The sequence below is a fragment of the Streptomyces boncukensis genome, assembly GCF_011045075.1.
Lineage (GTDB): Bacteria > Actinomycetota > Actinomycetes > Streptomycetales > Streptomycetaceae > Streptomyces > Streptomyces boncukensis.
This window is the reverse complement of sequence record NZ_JAAKZZ010000153.1, coordinates 1-14762: the sequence shown is the minus strand read 5'-3', so window position 1 is coordinate 14762 and position 14762 is coordinate 1. Positions and strand designations below refer to the sequence as shown.

The following is a 14762-nucleotide window of genomic DNA, read 5'->3' as shown; positions in this document are numbered from 1 at the left end:
GCCCGCTCGCGCTCGCGGGGGCGGTGGGCGCGGCGGCCCCCGCGAGCGCGAGCGGGCGGGAGGGGCACGGGCGCGGGCGGCGGCCGTTCCGCGTGCACATCGTGATGTTCGACGGTGTGGAGGAGCAGGACTGGGCCGGGCCGTACGAGGTGTTCTCCGCGGCGAAGCCGCACAGCGGCGGCCGCGCGATGGACGTCAGCCTCGTCACGGCGGGCCCGACCGGCGCGGTGCGCTGCTCGTACGGCGCCGAGGTCCAGGTCAGCCGCCGCTGGGCGCCGCACGAGGCGGAACTGATCGTCGTTCCGGGCGGTGGCTACGCGCGGAGGAACGGGCCCGGCATCTGGGCCGAGATCGAGCGCGGCACGCTGCCCCGCGCCCTGGCGGCGGCCCCGCGCCGGGGGCTCACGCTCAGCTCGCTGTGCACGGGCGCGCTGCTGCTGTCGGCGGCCGGACTGGTGAAGGGCCGCCGCTGCACCACGCACCGGGGCGCCCTGAAGGACCTGGAGCGGGGCGGCGGCGTCCTGACCCCGGCGCGGGTCGTGGACGACGGCGACCTGGTCACGGCGCAGGGCATCACCTCCGGGCTGGAGCTCGGACTCTGGCTCGTCAAGCGGGAGCTGAGCTCCGAGGCGGCGAACAGCGTCGAGATGATGCTGGAGTACGCGGCGCGCGGCACCGTCTGGGAGACGGGGCGGCGCTCCTGACGGCTCCCGCGCCGTCAGCCGTCGAGCTCGGCGAGGGTCGCCGTGGACGGGGCGCGGTCCGCGAGGCGGTGGGCCGTCTCCTCCGCGCCCCGCAGGACCCGCACCGCGTTCTGCCACGTCAGCTTGGCCAGCTCGGCCTCGGACCAGCCGCGGCCGAGGAGCTCGGCGACCAGGTTCGGGTAGCCGGAGACGTCCTCCAGGCCCGTGGGGCCGAACGGCATGCCGTCGTAGTCGCCCCCGACGCCCAGGTGGTCGATCCCGGCCACCTCGCGCATATGGTCCAGGTGGTCGGCCACATCGGCCGCCGTCACCCGCGGCGGCGGGTGCTCCGCCTCGTACGCGCGGCGGGCCTCGACCGCCTCCTCGGCGGTGTCGAACATCTCCAGGCCGCGCGCGGCCAGGTGCGCCGACGCGGCCTCCCACCACTCGGCCGCGTCCCGCCGCACGAACTTCGGGACGAACGTCGCCATCGCCACGCCGCCGTTGCGCGGCAGGTCGGCGAGGACGTCGTCCGGGATGTTGCGCGGGTGGTCGCAGACCGCGCGGGAGGAGGAGTGCGAGAAGAGCACCGGCGCCTCGGACACCCGCAGCGCGTCCCGCATCGTCGAGGCGGCGACGTGCGAGAGGTCCACCAGCATGCCGAGCCGGTTCATCTCGCGGACGACCTCCTCCCCGAAGGCGGAGAGGCCGTCGGCGCGCGGCTCGTCGGTCGCGGAGTCGGCCCAGGCGAGGGAGTCGTTGTGGGTGAGCGTCATATAGCGCACCCCGAGCCGGTACAGGGCGCGCAGGGTGGCGAGGGAGTTGTGGATGGAGTGGCCGCCCTCGGCGCCCATCAGCGAGGCGATCCGGCCGTCCGCGCGGGCCGCCTCCATGTCGTCGGCGGTGCGGGCCGGCCGGAGGTCCCGCGGATAGCGGGCGGTCAGCGCGCGGACCGCGTCGATCTGCTCCAGGGTGGCGCTGACCGCGCTGTCGCCCGCGAGGCTCGCGGGCACGTACACCGACCAGAACTGCGCGCCCACGCCGCCCGCGCGCAGCCGGGGGATGTCCGTGTGCAGGTGCGCCGACTGGTCGGCGGCGATGTCGCGCGCCGCGAGGTCGTAGCGGACCTGCTCGCGCAGCGCCATGGGGAGGTCGTTGTGGCCGTCCACCACCGGGTGGGCGGCGAGGAGTTCTCTGGCGCGGGTGAGGGAGCCGTTCGTCATACTGCTCACTTGCCTCCAAATCCGAAGGATGTGTCGCCGGACGTCTTGGCGCGCAGCCGCCTGCCCTTCTCCGTCGCCTGCTCGTTCAGCTCCTGCTGGAAGTCGCGCATCCGGGAGCGGAGCGCCTCGTCGTGGGCGGCGAGCATCCGGACGGCCAGCAGGCCCGCGTTGCGGGCTCCGCCCACGGAGACGGTCGCCACCGGGACGCCCGCGGGCATCTGCACGATCGAGAGCAGCGAGTCCATGCCGTCCAGGTACTTGAGGGGCACCGGGACGCCGATGACCGGCAGCGGGGTGATCGAGGCGAGCATGCCGGGGAGGTGCGCCGCGCCCCCCGCGCCCGCGATGAGGGCCTTGAGGCCGCGGTCGGCGGCGTCCTCGCCGTACGCGAGCATCTCGCGGGGCATGCGGTGGGCGGAGACGACGTCCACCTCGTAGGGCACGTCGAACTCGTCCAGGGCCTTGGCGGCGGCCTCCATGACGGGCCAGTCGGAGTCCGAGCCCATGACGATGCCGACGGCGGGTGGTGCGGTGCTCATATGTCTCCCTCGTGGTGGTGACCGGCTGCCCTGTCGCCGGTCACTCGTCGATCGTGCCCCGCAGGTAGCCCGCCGCGTGGGCGGCCCGCTCCCGCAGGTCGGGCAGGTCGTCCCCGTAGACGTTCACATGGCCGACCTTGCGGCCCGGCTTGACGTCCTTGCCGTACATATGGATCTTCAGCTGCGGGTCGCGCGCCATGCAGTGCAGATACGCCGCGTACATGTCGGGGTAGTCGCCGCCGAGGACGTTGGCCATGACCGTCCAGCGGGCCCGCGGGCGCGGATCGCCCAGCGGGAGGTCGAGGACGGCGCGCACATGGTTGGCGAACTGGGAGGTGACCGCGCCGTCCTGGGTCCAGTGCCCGGAGTTGTGCGGGCGCATCGCCAGCTCGTTCACCAGGACCCGGCCGTCCCGCGTCTCGAAGAGCTCCACCGCCAGGTGGCCCACCACACCCAGCTCGCGGGCGATGGTCAGGGCCAGCTCCTGGGCCCGTACGGCCTCCGCCTCGGGGAGGCCGGGCGCGGGGGCGAGCACGGTGTCGCAGACGCCGTTCACCTGAATGGACTCCACCACCGGGTAGGCCACCGCCTGGCCGTGCGGGGAGCGCACGACGTTCGCCGCCAGCTCGCGCCGGAAGTCGACCTTCTCCTCCGCCAGCACCGGGACGCCGGCCCGGAACGGCTCGTGCGCCGCCTCGTCCCCCGCGGAGCGGACCACCCACACGCCCTTGCCGTCGTAGCCGCCGCGGACGGTCTTGAGGACGACGGGGAAGCCGCCGGTCTCCGCCGCGAAGGCCGCCGCGTCGGCGGGGCCGGCGACGATGCGGTGGCGCGGGGACGGGATGCCCAGCTCGTCCAGGCGGGCCCGCATCACGCCCTTGTCCTGGGCGTGCACGAGCGCGTCGGGCCCGGGGCGCACGGGGATGCCCTCGGCCTCCAGCTCGCGCAGCAGCGCGGTGGGCACATGCTCATGGTCGAACGTGAGCACGTCGCAGCCGCGGGCGAACGCGCGCAGGGTCTCCGGGTCGCGGTGGTCGCCGACCACCACGTCCCCGACCACCTGCGCCGCCGAGTCCTGCGGGGTGTCCGAGAGAAGCTTGAACCTGATGCCGAGGGGAATGCCTGCCTCGTGGGTCATACGGGCGAGCTGTCCGCCGCCGACCATACCGACTACCGGGAACGTCACGTCTACCAGACTACGGGGCTGTCAGCAGGCGCTTCCGCGATGCCCCTCCGCTGGATCGCGCCCGTGGTTAGCATGGCTCACAGACCAGATGCCGACCGAAACGGGGCTATACATCACTATGAGTGAACGGCGCTCACTCCGTGTACGAGCAGAGAAGCTCGCACACGAGCTGGCGAAGTTCGGCGCCGTGGGAGCGGTCGGTTTCCTCGTCAATGTGGCGATATTCAACCTCTGTATCCACACCTTCTCGCTGGCGCCCATCAGGTCGGGCGTCATCTCGCAGGTCGTCGCCATCGCCACCAACTACCTGGGCAACCGCTACTGGACCTACCGGCACATCGACAAGAGCCGGATACACCGCGAGACGGCCCTCTTCTTCCTCTTCAGCGGTATCGCGCTGGTCCTGGAGAACGGCATCCTCGCCCTCTCCCACTACGGCTTCGGCTACACCTCCCCGCTCGCCGACAACATCGCCAAGAACGTGATCGGCCTCGCCGCCGGCACCGTCTTCCGCTTCTGGTCGTACCGGACCTGGGTCTTCCGGGTCGCGGCGCAGGAGGCGGGGGACGAGGCACCGGACGGCGCGCGGGCCGGAACGCGGGGCGGGAAGCGCGCGAACGGCGTCGCGCGGGGCTCACGTGTGAAGGTCCGACGCCTCACGGCTGAGAAACAGCGCGAAGACCGGCGGCAGCTGCTGAAGTAGCTCCAGCCGCCCGCCGTCCGCCTCCGCCCAGTCCCGGGCGACGGCGAGCCCGAGGCCCGTGGAGTTGTGACCGCTGACGGTCCGCTCGAAGACCCGGGAGCCCAGCTCCGGGTCGACCCCGGGGCCCTCGTCCGTGACCTCCACCACCACCTGGTTCCCGGCCACCCGGGTGCGCAGCGCGACCGTGCCGCCGCCGTGCATCAGCGCGTTCTCGATCAGGGTGGCGAGCACCTGCGCCACCGCGCCCGGTGTGCCCACGGCGCGCAGCCCCGTCTTGCCCGAGCGGACGAGCGCCCGGCGCGCGCCGCGGTACGCGGGCTTCCACTCCTCGATCTGCTGCTTGACGACCTCGTCCAGGTCGAAGGTGACCGCGGAGCCGGAGCGGGGGTCGCGGGAGTTGGTCAGCAGCCGCTCCACCACGTCCGTCAGCCGCTCGACCTGGGCCAGCGCGATGGTCGCCTCCTCCTTGACCACCGCCCGCTCCTCCGGGTCGTCGGTGTCGGCCGTGGCGATGATCTCCTCCAGCCGCATGGAGAGCGCGGTCAGCGGCGTACGCAGCTGGTGCGAGGCGTCGGCGGCCAGTCGGCGCTCCGCGGTCAGCATCCGCCCGATGCGGTCGGCGCTGGCGTCCAGCACGTCCGCGACCCGGTCCAGCTCGGGGACGCCGTACCGCCGGTGCCTCGGGCGCGGGTCCCCGGAGCCGAGCCGCTCGGCGGTCTCGGCGAGGTCGGTGAGCGGCGCCGCGACCCGGTGCCCCTGGCGTACCGCGAGGACCGCGGCGGCGACGATGGCGAGCAGCGCGACCGCGAGGATGATCAGCAGGTTGCGCCCCACCTCGGCGCGCACGGCGGAGCGGGGCGCCTGCACGGTGACGCGCTCGCCGTGGGAGCCGGTCTGCTGGGACTCGACGACACCGCCGCCGGGCCGGTCGCCGACCTCGATGGGCTTGCGGCCGGGCAGCTCGATCCGGATATAGCGGTCGTGCGCGGGGGTGGCGCCGATGCTGCGCGCGCTCACCCGCTCCTCGGCCACCACCCGGCTCTCGATGGTGGAGACCAGCCGGACCGCCTCGGAGCGGACGTTCTCCTGGGTGCTGTTCTCGATGGTGCGGGACTCGACGATGACCAGGGAGACGCCGAAGACGGCGACGACGACCAGGACGACGGCGAGGGTGGAGAGGATCAGCCGACGGCGCACTCCCGGGACCCGCCCCTAGCTCTTCTCGAAGCGGAACCCGACTCCGCGCACGGTGGCGATGTAGCGCGGGTTCGCGGCGTCGTCGCCGAGCTTCTTGCGGAGCCAGGAGATGTGCATGTCGAGCGTCTTGGTGGAGGACCACCAGGTGGTGTCCCACACCTCGCGCATCAGCTGGTCGCGGGTGACGACCCGGCCCGCGTCCCGGACCAGCACCCGCAGCAGGTCGAACTCCTTGGCGGTGAGCTGCAGCTCCTCCTCCCCCATCCAGGCGCGGTGCGACTCGACGTCGATCCGCACCCCGTGGGTGGCGGGCGGCGGGGCCGGCTCGGCAGCGGTGCCCCGGCGCATCAGGGCCCGGACCCGGGCGAGCAGCTCGGCCAGCCGGAACGGCTTGGTGACGTAGTCGTCCGCGCCCGCGTCCAGGCCCACCACGGTGTCCACCTCGTCGGCGCGGGCGGTCAGGACGAGGACGGGGAAGGCATGCCCCTCGTTCCGCAGCCGGCGGCAGACCTCCAGGCCGTCCATGCCGGGGAGGCCGAGATCGAGCACGACGAGGTCGATCCCCTCCCGCAGCCCCGCTTCGAGCGCGGCGGGGCCGTCCTCGCGCACCTCCACCTCATAGCCTTCTCGGCGCAGGGCACGGGCGAGCGGTTCCGAGATCGATGCGTCATCCTCGGCGAGCAGTACTCGGGTCATGAACCGATGGTAGTCCGCGTGGCCCAGAGTAAGGGTCCTCCCGGGGGGTTCCGCCGAGTGCCGCGCGATCAACGGTGATATGGACACGCCACCATGGAAAGTGCGGGAGAGTTGCGCCGGTCACCTGTGATCTGTATCGCATGCTCTTCCGTGGCGCCGCCGGGAGTGACATATGGTGAGGGCACCTATGTAGTGAACGTCAAGGACCCTTGGCCACAGCACAACGGCCCGGGTCCTTTTTTCGTGGGCGCACGACGCCCGGCGCAAGGCAAGGAACACACATATGGCGTCCAGCGTCACGAAGGACGCCCCCGGCACCACCGGCGGCACGACCTTCTTCGGCCACCCCCGCGGTCTGGCCACCCTCTTCATGACCGAGATGTGGGAGCGGTTCAGCTTCTACGGCCTGCGCGCCCTGCTCGTGGTCTACCTCGTGGCCGGCGGTCCGGACGCGGGCGAGGGAGGCGCGGGCCACCAGGGCGGCGGCCTCGCCATGACCCTGGCCACCGCGACGGCGATCTACTCCGTCTACAACGCGATGGTCTACCTCCTGACGATGCCGGGCGGCTGGTTCGCCGACCGCGTCTGGGGGCCGCGCAAGACCGTCGCCGTGGGCGCCGTGGTCATCATGCTCGGCCATCTCACGCTGGCGCTGCCGGGCACCCCGACCTTCTTCGCCGGCCTCGCGCTCGTCGCCACCGGCTCCGGGCTGCTGAAGGCCAACATCTCCAAGATGGTCGGCGACCTCTACAACGGCCCGCAGGACCCGCGCCGCGACGGCGGCTTCACGGTGTTCTACATCGGGATCAACACCGGCTCGTTCCTGGCGCCGTTCGCGATCGGCACCGTCGGCCAGACCGTCAACTGGCACCTCGGCTTCGGCCTCGCCGCCGTCGGCATGGCGCTCGGCCTGCTCCAGTTCCTGCTCGGCTCCCGGCACCTGGACGCGAAGAGCGACCATGTGCCGGCGCCGCTGACCGCCGAGGAGCGCGCCGTCTGGATCCGCAAGGCGGCGCTGTGGGCGCTGGCCGCCGCCGTCTTCTACGGCGTCGTCGTCGGCACCGGCTCCTTCACGCTGAACTGGGCGATGGTCCCGCTCACCGTCCTCGGCCTGGTGATCCCGCTCGCCGTGCTGGTCCGCATCAAGCGCGACCGCGAGCTGAGCGCCGCCGACCAGGGCCGGATGACGGGGTACATCTGGTTCTTCGCCGCGGCGGCCGTGTTCTGGATGATCTACGACCAGGGCGCGTCCACCGTGCAGGCGTTCGGCGACGCCAAGACCTCGACCTCGATCCTCGGCTGGCACTTCCCCTCGACGTGGTTCCAGTCGATCAACCCGCTGTTCATCATCCTGATCGCCCCGGCCGTCGCCTCCCTGTGGCTGGCGCTGAACCGGCGCGGCAGGGAGCCGTCGACGACGGAGAAGTTCGCCTTCGGCCTGGTCGTCACCGGCCTGTCGTTCTTCGTCTTCGTCATCCCGATGAGCATGGCCTCGGACGGCACCGAGGTCAGCCCGATGTGGCTGGTGCTGATCTTCCTGATGCACACCATCGCGGAGCTGTGCATCTCGCCGGTCGGGCTCTCGGTGACGACGAAGCTGGCGCCCGCGAAGTACGCCAGCCAGCTCATGGGGGTCTGGTTCCTCGCCGTCACGGCCGGTGACAGCGTCACCGGGCTGCTCTCCATCGGCGGTGTCGACCTCAGCACCACCGGGGCGGTGGCGCTGGAGGCGGCGCTCGCCGTGTTCGCGGGCTTCGCGGTGTACATGTACCGCAGACAGATCGCGTCGACGATGAGTGAGGTCGGCTGAGCCCCTGACCGGGGGCGCCGGCCACGGCGCTAGCTGCCGATGGACAGGGCGTGGTGGAAGACGTTGCCCGGGTCCCAGCGCCGCTTCACCCGCAGCAGGCGGCGGTGGTTGTCCTTGTAGAGCAGCGTCTGCCACGAGGTGTCCGAGCGGTTCCACCCCGGATCGGCGAGGTCGATGTCCGGGTAGTTGACGAACGCCCCGTCATTGACCTCGCCGGGCACCGGCACCCCGCCGGTGTCCCCGTACACGTCCCGGTAGCACTCGCGGATCCACGCCAGGTGCGCCGCCTCCTCCTTGTCGTCCTTCCAGGACGCCAGATAGCTCAGCTTGAGCACCGAGTCCCGCTGCGCCACGGCCGTGTCGCCGGGCCGGACGTCGTTCACCTTCCCCCCGAAGCTGTTCAGCGACACGCTGCCGCCCACCACATCGGTGTCGGTGCGGGTGAAGTGCCGGTAGAGCGCCGCGATCTGCCGCTTGGTGAAGCGGCGCCGCAGATACGCCGACTTGATCTTCAGCTTCCACTCGCCGATCTCCTCGCCGGGCCCGCGCAGGGCCGAGGTCAGCCACGGCACCCGCTCGGTGGTGAGCTCGGCGGGCCGCGCCACGCCCTCGCCGATGGCGCCGAGGTGGTCCTTCAGCAGCCGCTCGTCGGTACCCGGGGCCGCCGCCACCTGGCCGAAGACGGAGTGCGCCCCGGCGAGCCTGCGCAGCAGGACGAACTCGCTGTAGACCGCCGCCGACGGGGAGTCCGCGCCGCTGGTCCGCTCGTGCCACCGGCCGTGGTTCGTCACCATGCGGGTGAAGGCCGGCTCGTCCATCCCCTTCCAGGACCACTCGGCGGAGAAGGTGAGCGCGGTGGCCGGGGGCGCGGGAAGCAGCCGTGCGGGGTCCGTGTCCGCCGTCGCCCGCACGCCCGGCGTGCGGAACCAGTAGCGGGTGACGACGCCGAAGTTGCCGCCCCCGCCGCCGGTGTGGGCCCACCACAGCTCGCGGTTCGGGTCGGACTTCTCGCGGGTGGCGACCACGCTCCTGGCCTTGCGCCCGCGGTCCACGACGACCACCTCGACCGCGTACAGATAGTCGGCCACCAGCCCGAACATCCGGCACAGCGGCCCGTAGCCGCCGCCCAGCACATGGCCGCCCGCGCCGACGTCCGGGCAGTAGCCGCCCGGGATCGTCACGCCCCAGCCGAGATAGAGCCGCCGGTACGCCTCGCCCAGCGTGGCGCCCGCCTCGACGGCGAACGCGCGGCGCCGCGGGTCGTAGTAGACGCCCGTCATCCCGGACATGTCGATGACCGACTGGACGTCCGGGTTGTCGACGAAGTCCTCGAAGCAGTGGCCCCCGCTGCGTACGGCGATCCGCTTGCCGTCGTCCAGCGTCTCCTGCACCGCCCGCACCGTCTGGGCCGTCGAGCCCACGACGTACACCCGCTCCGGCGCGCCCCGGAAGCGGTTGGCGGCGCCCCGGGAGACGAGGTAGTCGTACCGGTCGTCGCCGGGGCCCACCCGCACCGGCCCCAGCGGCGGCGGCCAGGTCCCGTCCCCGGTGGCCCCGCTGCCCCGGCCGGCGGCGGACGCCGCGGCGGGCAGCGATCCCGCGCCCGCCACACCCGCCACACCCGCACCGACCAGCGCCGCGGCCCGCAGCACGCCCCGGCGTCCCTGCTCTCTCTCGAATTCAGTCATGTGACTGAGAATAGGAGCGGCCGACGGCCTGGAGAGGAGTGCTGGCCGGTGAGCCGGAGGTGCACCTATCACCACCCGGCGATGTGCCGCCGGGAAGGGGCAGCCCCGGCCCAGCAGGATCCGCCGGGCACAGCCTAGGCGTGGACGCGGCGGTGCCGGTTCCGCTTCCGGCCGGCCGGCTCCCGCGGCCGCAGCCGGTTGACGAGCACCATGCCCAGCCGGAAGAGCGCCATCGGGACGACCACGCAGAGCAGCGCCCAGAAGAGCGTGACGCCCCAGGGGCGCCCCACCGACCAGGGCTCTTCCGCCAGCACCTGGGTGCCGTACTTCGCCGCGACCGTGTAGTCGCCGTGCGCGCCGGACGCCAGCTCGACCGGGAGTTCGACCCGGGCCCGCTTCCCCGGAGCCACCGTCCCGCGCCACCGGCGCCGCTCCCAGTCGGGCGCGAACACGCCGTGCGCGGCGCCCACCTCGAAGACCGGGTTCTTCGCCTGCCGCGAGCCGCTGTTGCGCACCGTCAGTACGAGCGTCCGCCGCTGCGGTGCGCCGAACCAGGCGAGCAGACCACCGCCGCCGTCCAGCCGCGCGTCCAGCACGGCGAGCTCCCCGCGCGGCGTGTCCCGGGGCAGCTCCCGGACCGGGTGCCCGGCCACCTTCAGCGGCGCGTCGGCCGACGCCCGCGCGCCCGTCACCGTCTCGGCGCGGACGACGCAGGGGCACAGCTGCGGCGGCTCGGCGACCGGGATCCGCTCCCGGAACGCGCCGCGCCGGTCCGTCGTCACCGCGCGGCCCCGCGCGGCGGCGCAGGAGTCGGTGCCGCCGATCCCGTTCCGGCCGCAGACCAGCAGGGTGAGCAGCGTCTTCGGGCGCCAGCCCGTGCCGCGTACGGTCACGGTGGCCCCCGCGCCCGCCTCCTGCCGGGAGAGGGTGACGCGGGGGGCGCCGTCCTCGGCCCCGGGGGCCGCGCGGGCCGCCGGGGCGGGTGTCGCGAGGACCAGCAGCGCCGCCAGCAGCGCGGCGGCCGTCCGGATGCCCATGGCCACCGGTCAGGGCCGCACGGCCGCCCTGCGCCGGGTCACCCACAGCGCCCCGCCGATACCGGCCAGCAGGACCGTGCCGCCGAGGGTGCCCAGTGCCAGGGCCGAGTCGGCGGGGCCGGTCTTGGGGAGCCCGCCGCTGCCGCTGTCGGCGGCACCGCCACCGGTGCCGCCGGTGCCGCCGGAGTCGGCCACTCCGGCCGTGCCGGCGCCGGAGTCCGCTCCGGCGTCGGAACCGGAACCGGCGTCCGAGCCCGCGTCCGAGTCCGAGCCCGAGTCGTCCCCGCCGCCCGTCCCCTTCACCTCAAGGGTGAGGGAGGGCTTGGGGTTGTTCTTGGGCTCGCAGGTCGTGGTGGTGCCCATCGCCTTGATGGTGAGGGTGCTGGCGGTGAAGGTGACCTTGCCGCTCTTCTTCGGGGTGTAGGTGCCCGAGAGGTTGGGGATCTTGATGGGGGTGTTGGGCGGGATCGCCTCGTCGTTGGCCGGACCGGTCATCTTGACGTCTCCGCTGTCCGCACCGCCGAGTTTGACGAGGGCGCTCGGCTTCATCACCCCCTTGCCGAGCTCGATGGGGCTGGAGGAGACCCCCTTCTCGAAGGACATGGTGAGCTTGTAGCCGTCGCCGCTCTCGGTGCTCTTGATGTCGATCGGGGAGACGGCGCCCTTGTTGCCGATCGGCGTCTTGCACTGGTAGTCGACGTCGACCGTGGTGGCACCGGCCGGGGACGCCGAGAGCAGGGCCGCAGACGCCGCCGCGAGGGTCGTGGCGAGCGCCAGCGCGGCGCTCCGGCTGAGGCGCATGGGGTGGGACACCGGGTTCCCCCTTCATCCGTGCTCGCACGTTACTGACGACCTATCAGATTGGTCGCTGACGGTACGCCCGGCTACCGGGGGATGGAAGACAAGAGCACGCCCCGTATTTCCTCGGGCGTGCTCAGGTGTGCTCGTGCGTGCTCGGGCGCGGCAGCGCCGGTCAGTTCGGGGCGGCGAGCTCGGCCCAGACGGTCTTGCCGGTGCCGTCCGGATTGCGGACGACCCCCCAGTCCAGACACAGCCGCTGGACGATGAACATCCCATGGCCCCCGGGCCGACCGGCGCGGTGCGGGGTGCGGGGCGCGGGGGCTCCCGCCCCCAGGTCGACTATCTCCAGGCGGAGCACCTTCGCACCGGTGCCGATCCGCAGCTCCTCCGGCCCGTCGGCGTGCAGACAGGCGTTGGTGACCAGCTCGGACACGACGAGCAGCACATCCTCGGCGGCGGCCCGCTGGTCCGCCGTCGCGGCGGGGAGCCAGCCCCAGTCCTGGAGCGCCTGGCGGGTGAAGTCCCGGGCGCGCGGCACGGCGCCGCTGGCGCCGACCAGCCGCAGCCTGCGGACCTGGCGCATCGCCTGCCCGTGACCCTGACCGGAGACGGCCGGATCCGCGGCGGCATCGGCAGTGGTTCCCACGGCGCCGCTCTCCCCTTCCGGACCGGTACCGGCGTCGCGGCCCCCGTGCGCACCCTCGCCCGCGGCGAACCCGGCCTGCGGCACGGCGGACGGCGCCGCGGTGCCCTCGGGCTCCGGGCCGCCGTCGCCCGCCGGGTGCGGCCGGGTGGTGCTCATCAGTGGTTCACCTCACCGATCACCGATGTACCGATTCGTCGTCCGCGCCACCCGGCCGACCGGGGGGTGCCCCCGCCCTGGACCTGGTGTCCGTTAACGAATCCCTGACAGATTCAGAGGTCTCCTGCCCTGCCGCACCGTGAGAACACCCACGGATTCGGCCGGACTCGTGTGATGCGCGTAACGCGCCGATTACGCGCGCCGGTCACACGTCAGGCGCCGGAGGGGTCCCCGGAGGGGTGCCCGAGCGCCGCTTCCAGATCGTCGTGCACGGTGAAGACCGCCCCGGCACCGGTGATCTCGAACACCCGGGCGACCACCGGCAGCATCCCGGCCAGGTGGACCCCGCCGCCGGCGGCCTCGGCCTGCAGCCGGGCGCCGAGCAGCACGTTCAGCCCCGTCGAGTCACAGAACTGGAGCCGGGAGCAGTCCACGACCAGGCGCGCGTACCCCTCCTCGACGCTGCGTTCCAGTGGCTCGCGCAGCAGATCCGCGGCGTGGTGATCCAGTTCACCCTCCGGAGTCACCACGGCACTACTCCCCACGTGCCGTACGTCGACCGTCAGCCGGCCCCGGCTCGTACTGCCGGGCATCCCGCGGTCCATGCACACCCCTTCTGATCGCGTGAGAGCCCTCACTGCTTCCCCCGTCGAGCGGTTCGAACCCTACGCCCTTGACGGCGCGACCGGTAGCCGAACACCCAACAGACAAGGGCAATACCGGACATATAGAACTTGCTATGGCTGTGGAAAACCAGGTAGGTCTAGAAGGGATGACCGGAAACACGTCGGCTTTGGAGGCGCCGCACCCCGTAGTGCACGTCACGGCTTCGGCAGCCATATGCCGAGAATGATGGAGGACAACCATGTCACCCCGGCTCGACCACGGGATATCGGACCTCTCCGATGTCGCCGCCCCGACCGTCCCGGAGCAGTACCGCCCGGAGCGGATGCCGGACCGACCGGACCCCGACCCCACGAGCCCGGACCAGGGCGAGGATGCGGAAGCCGCTGAGATCGCGGACCTCCTCGACCAGCTCCCCGAGATCCCGCCGTACGACGAGGTGGGACCGCTGGACGCGCGGGCCCTGTCCAAGACCCTCTTCGAGCGGCTGGAGACCCTCGAAGAAGGCACCCATGAATTCGCCTATGTACGGAACACCCTCGTCGAGCTCAACCTCGCGCTGGTGAAGTTCGCGGCCTCCCGGTTCCGCTCGCGCAGCGAGCCGATGGAGGACATCGTCCAGGTCGGCACCATCGGCCTGATCAAGGCGATCGACCGCTTCGAGCTCAGCCGCGGCGTCGAGTTCCCGACCTTCGCGATGCCGACCATCGTCGGCGAGATCAAGCGCTTCTTCCGCGACACCTCCTGGTCGGTGCGGGTCCCCCGGCGGCTCCAGGAGCTCCGGCTGGACCTGGCCAAGGCGGGCGACGAGCTCGCCCAGACGCTGGATCGCGCCCCGACCGTGGAGGAGCTGGCACAGCGGCTGCGCATCTCCGCCGAAGAGGTCGTCGAGGGCATGGCGGCGAGCAACGCGTACACCGCCAGCTCGCTGGACGCCCAGCCCGAGGAGGACGACGCCGAGGGCGCGCTGGCCGACCGCATCGGCTACGAGGACCACGGTCTGGAGGGCATCGAGTACGTCGAGTCCCTCAAGCCCCTCATCGCCGAGCTCCCGGCCCGGGACAAGCGGATCCTCTCGCTCAGATTCGTCGCGAACATGACCCAGTCGGAGATCGGTGAGGAGCTGGGCATCTCCCAGATGCATGTCTCCCGGCTGCTCTCCCGCACCCTGGGCAAGCTCCGGAAGGGGCTCATGGTCGACGAGTGACGACGCGCACTCCGCACGACGCGCACGGGGCGCGTACGGACGAGGGCCCGGCAGGACGGCGCGCCATCAGCGTCCTGACGGGCCCTCGGCGTGTTCGGTCCCCTCGGCCGTGAGCCGGTCGAGGATCCGGTCCAGCGTGGCCAGGTCCTCCTCCGGGAGGTCGCGCAGCGCCTGGGGCGGGGACTCCATGATGCGGATCACCCTGGCGGCCAGCCGCGCGCCCTCGTCCGTCACCTGGACCAGCTTGGAGCGCCGGTCGGCCGGGTTGGGGGTGCGGGTCACCAGGCCGCGCTGCACGAGGTACTCCACGCTGAGGGTGATGTAGGAGGCGTCGGCGTACAGCGCCGTGGCCAGCGCGCGGAGGGTGACGGGGCCCTCGGTGGCGATCCTGCGGAGCGTCTTGATCCGGAAGTAGCTCATCCCGGACGCGTCGGTGGCCTGCTTGCGCTTGTCGGCGAGCTCCAGCACGAAGGTGCGCATGGCCCACCAGGCGCGGGCCGCCGTCTCCTCGCGCCCCGCCGCGTCCCCGTGCTTCATCCCCGAGTCACCTCGCCCTGCCGCGGTGC

15 protein-coding genes are annotated in these 14762 nt (G+C 72.5%); 4 read left to right on the top strand and 11 right to left on the bottom strand.

The features are described 5' to 3' along the window. On the top strand, positions 1-704 hold a 704-nt coding region (locus G5C65_RS16555), incomplete at its 5' end, for a DJ-1/PfpI family protein (protein WP_241265841.1). A gap of 14 nt (positions 705-718) precedes the next feature. Here the strand turns inward: G5C65_RS16555 and G5C65_RS16550 are convergent. The 3 genes from G5C65_RS16550 to G5C65_RS16540 are packed head-to-tail and all read right to left on the bottom strand — an operon-like array spanning position 719 to position 3631. Then, a complete protein-coding gene (locus tag G5C65_RS16550; protein ID WP_165299614.1) occupies positions 719-1906 on the bottom strand; it encodes a dipeptidase in 1188 nt (395 codons plus the stop codon). 5 nt (positions 1907-1911) lie between these two features. Continuing rightward, positions 1912-2445, bottom strand: coding sequence for a 5-(carboxyamino)imidazole ribonucleotide mutase (gene purE, locus G5C65_RS16545; protein WP_165299611.1), 534 nt, complete (start codon positions 2443-2445; stop codon positions 1912-1914). 40 nt (positions 2446-2485) lie between these two features. After that, entirely contained in the window at positions 2486-3631 is a 1146-nt protein-coding gene (locus G5C65_RS16540; RefSeq protein ID WP_165299610.1) for a 5-(carboxyamino)imidazole ribonucleotide synthase, read from the bottom strand. A 118-nt stretch (positions 3632-3749) separates the two neighbouring features. Between G5C65_RS16540 and G5C65_RS16535 the strand changes: the two genes are divergently transcribed. Next, the gene (locus tag G5C65_RS16535) at positions 3750-4334 is read left to right on the top strand and encodes a GtrA family protein (protein WP_165299609.1); all 585 of its coding nucleotides are present in this window, start codon (positions 3750-3752) and stop codon (positions 4332-4334) included. On the opposite strand, the gene G5C65_RS16530 is transcribed toward G5C65_RS16535, so the two are convergent. Next, the gene (locus tag G5C65_RS16530; protein WP_165299608.1) at positions 4266-5531 is read right to left on the bottom strand and encodes an ATP-binding protein; all 1266 of its coding nucleotides are present in this window, start codon (positions 5529-5531) and stop codon (positions 4266-4268) included. The two genes, G5C65_RS16535 and G5C65_RS16530, sit on opposite strands and share 69 nt — an antisense overlap. A 15-nt stretch (positions 5532-5546) precedes the next feature. Further along, positions 5547-6227, bottom strand: coding sequence for a response regulator transcription factor (locus G5C65_RS16525; RefSeq protein ID WP_165299607.1), 681 nt, complete (start codon positions 6225-6227; stop codon positions 5547-5549). Between the two features lie 283 nt (positions 6228-6510). On the opposite strand from G5C65_RS16525, the gene G5C65_RS16520 reads away from it, so the two are divergent. Continuing rightward, the gene (locus G5C65_RS16520) at positions 6511-8037 is read left to right on the top strand and encodes a peptide MFS transporter (protein ID WP_165299606.1); all 1527 of its coding nucleotides are present in this window, start codon (positions 6511-6513) and stop codon (positions 8035-8037) included. 29 nt (positions 8038-8066) lie between these two features. Here the strand turns inward: G5C65_RS16520 and G5C65_RS16515 are convergent, their stop codons facing one another. The 5 genes from G5C65_RS16515 to G5C65_RS16495 all read right to left on the bottom strand — a co-directional run bounded on the left by G5C65_RS16515 (position 8067) and on the right by G5C65_RS16495 (position 12970). Further along, positions 8067-9725, bottom strand: coding sequence for an FAD-binding oxidoreductase (locus G5C65_RS16515; protein WP_165299605.1), 1659 nt, complete (start codon positions 9723-9725; stop codon positions 8067-8069). A 134-nt stretch (positions 9726-9859) separates the two neighbouring features. Then, on the bottom strand, positions 9860-10762 hold the full coding sequence (locus tag G5C65_RS16510) for a hypothetical protein (protein WP_165299604.1): 903 nt from the start codon (positions 10760-10762) through the stop codon (positions 9860-9862). A gap of 9 nt (positions 10763-10771) precedes the next feature. Continuing rightward, positions 10772-11563 (bottom strand): LPXTG cell wall anchor domain-containing protein, encoded by a 792-nt coding sequence (locus G5C65_RS16505; protein ID WP_165299613.1) that lies wholly within the window; start codon positions 11561-11563, stop codon positions 10772-10774. Between the two features lie 172 nt (positions 11564-11735). Next, positions 11736-12365 carry an ATP-binding protein gene (locus tag G5C65_RS16500; protein ID WP_206441879.1) on the bottom strand — a complete coding sequence of 210 codons (630 nt, stop codon included), beginning with the start codon at positions 12363-12365 and terminating at the stop codon, positions 11736-11738. A 212-nt stretch (positions 12366-12577) separates the two neighbouring features. Then, the gene (locus G5C65_RS16495) at positions 12578-12970 is read right to left on the bottom strand and encodes an STAS domain-containing protein (RefSeq protein WP_165299603.1); all 393 of its coding nucleotides are present in this window, start codon (positions 12968-12970) and stop codon (positions 12578-12580) included. 260 nt (positions 12971-13230) lie between these two features. Here G5C65_RS16495 and G5C65_RS16490 point away from each other — a divergent pair, with 260 nt between their 5' ends. Further along, positions 13231-14196 (top strand): RNA polymerase sigma factor SigF, encoded by a 966-nt coding sequence (locus G5C65_RS16490; protein WP_165299602.1) that lies wholly within the window; start codon positions 13231-13233, stop codon positions 14194-14196. Positions 14197-14262: 66 nt separating this feature from the next. Here G5C65_RS16490 and G5C65_RS16485 read toward each other — a convergent pair. After that, on the bottom strand, positions 14263-14762 hold a 500-nt coding region (locus tag G5C65_RS16485), incomplete at its 5' end, for a MarR family winged helix-turn-helix transcriptional regulator (protein ID WP_338146444.1).

Bases quoted from the DNA above. Each gene is read 5' to 3' on its own strand.
- G5C65_RS16535 (WP_165299609.1), top strand. From the start codon at position 3,750: ATGAGTGAACGGCGCTCACTCCGTGTACGAGCAGAGAAGCTCGCACAC.
- G5C65_RS16510 (WP_165299604.1), bottom strand. From the start codon at position 10,762: ATGGGCATCCGGACGGCCGCCGCGCTGCTGGCGGCGCTGCTGGTCCTC.
- G5C65_RS16520 (WP_165299606.1), top strand. From the start codon at position 6,511: ATGGCGTCCAGCGTCACGAAGGACGCCCCCGGCACCACCGGCGGCACG.
- purE (WP_165299611.1), bottom strand. From the start codon at position 2,445: ATGAGCACCGCACCACCCGCCGTCGGCATCGTCATGGGCTCGGACTCC.
- G5C65_RS16505 (WP_165299613.1), bottom strand. From the start codon at position 11,563: ATGCGCCTCAGCCGGAGCGCCGCGCTGGCGCTCGCCACGACCCTCGCG.
- G5C65_RS16490 (WP_165299602.1), top strand. From the start codon at position 13,231: ATGTCACCCCGGCTCGACCACGGGATATCGGACCTCTCCGATGTCGCC.
- G5C65_RS16500 (WP_206441879.1), bottom strand. From the start codon at position 12,365: ATGAGCACCACCCGGCCGCACCCGGCGGGCGACGGCGGCCCGGAGCCC.
- G5C65_RS16515 (WP_165299605.1), bottom strand. From the start codon at position 9,725: ATGACTGAATTCGAGAGAGAGCAGGGACGCCGGGGCGTGCTGCGGGCC.
- G5C65_RS16550 (WP_165299614.1), bottom strand. From the start codon at position 1,906: ATGACGAACGGCTCCCTCACCCGCGCCAGAGAACTCCTCGCCGCCCAC.
- G5C65_RS16495 (WP_165299603.1), bottom strand. From the start codon at position 12,970: ATGGACCGCGGGATGCCCGGCAGTACGAGCCGGGGCCGGCTGACGGTC.
- G5C65_RS16525 (WP_165299607.1), bottom strand. From the start codon at position 6,227: ATGACCCGAGTACTGCTCGCCGAGGATGACGCATCGATCTCGGAACCG.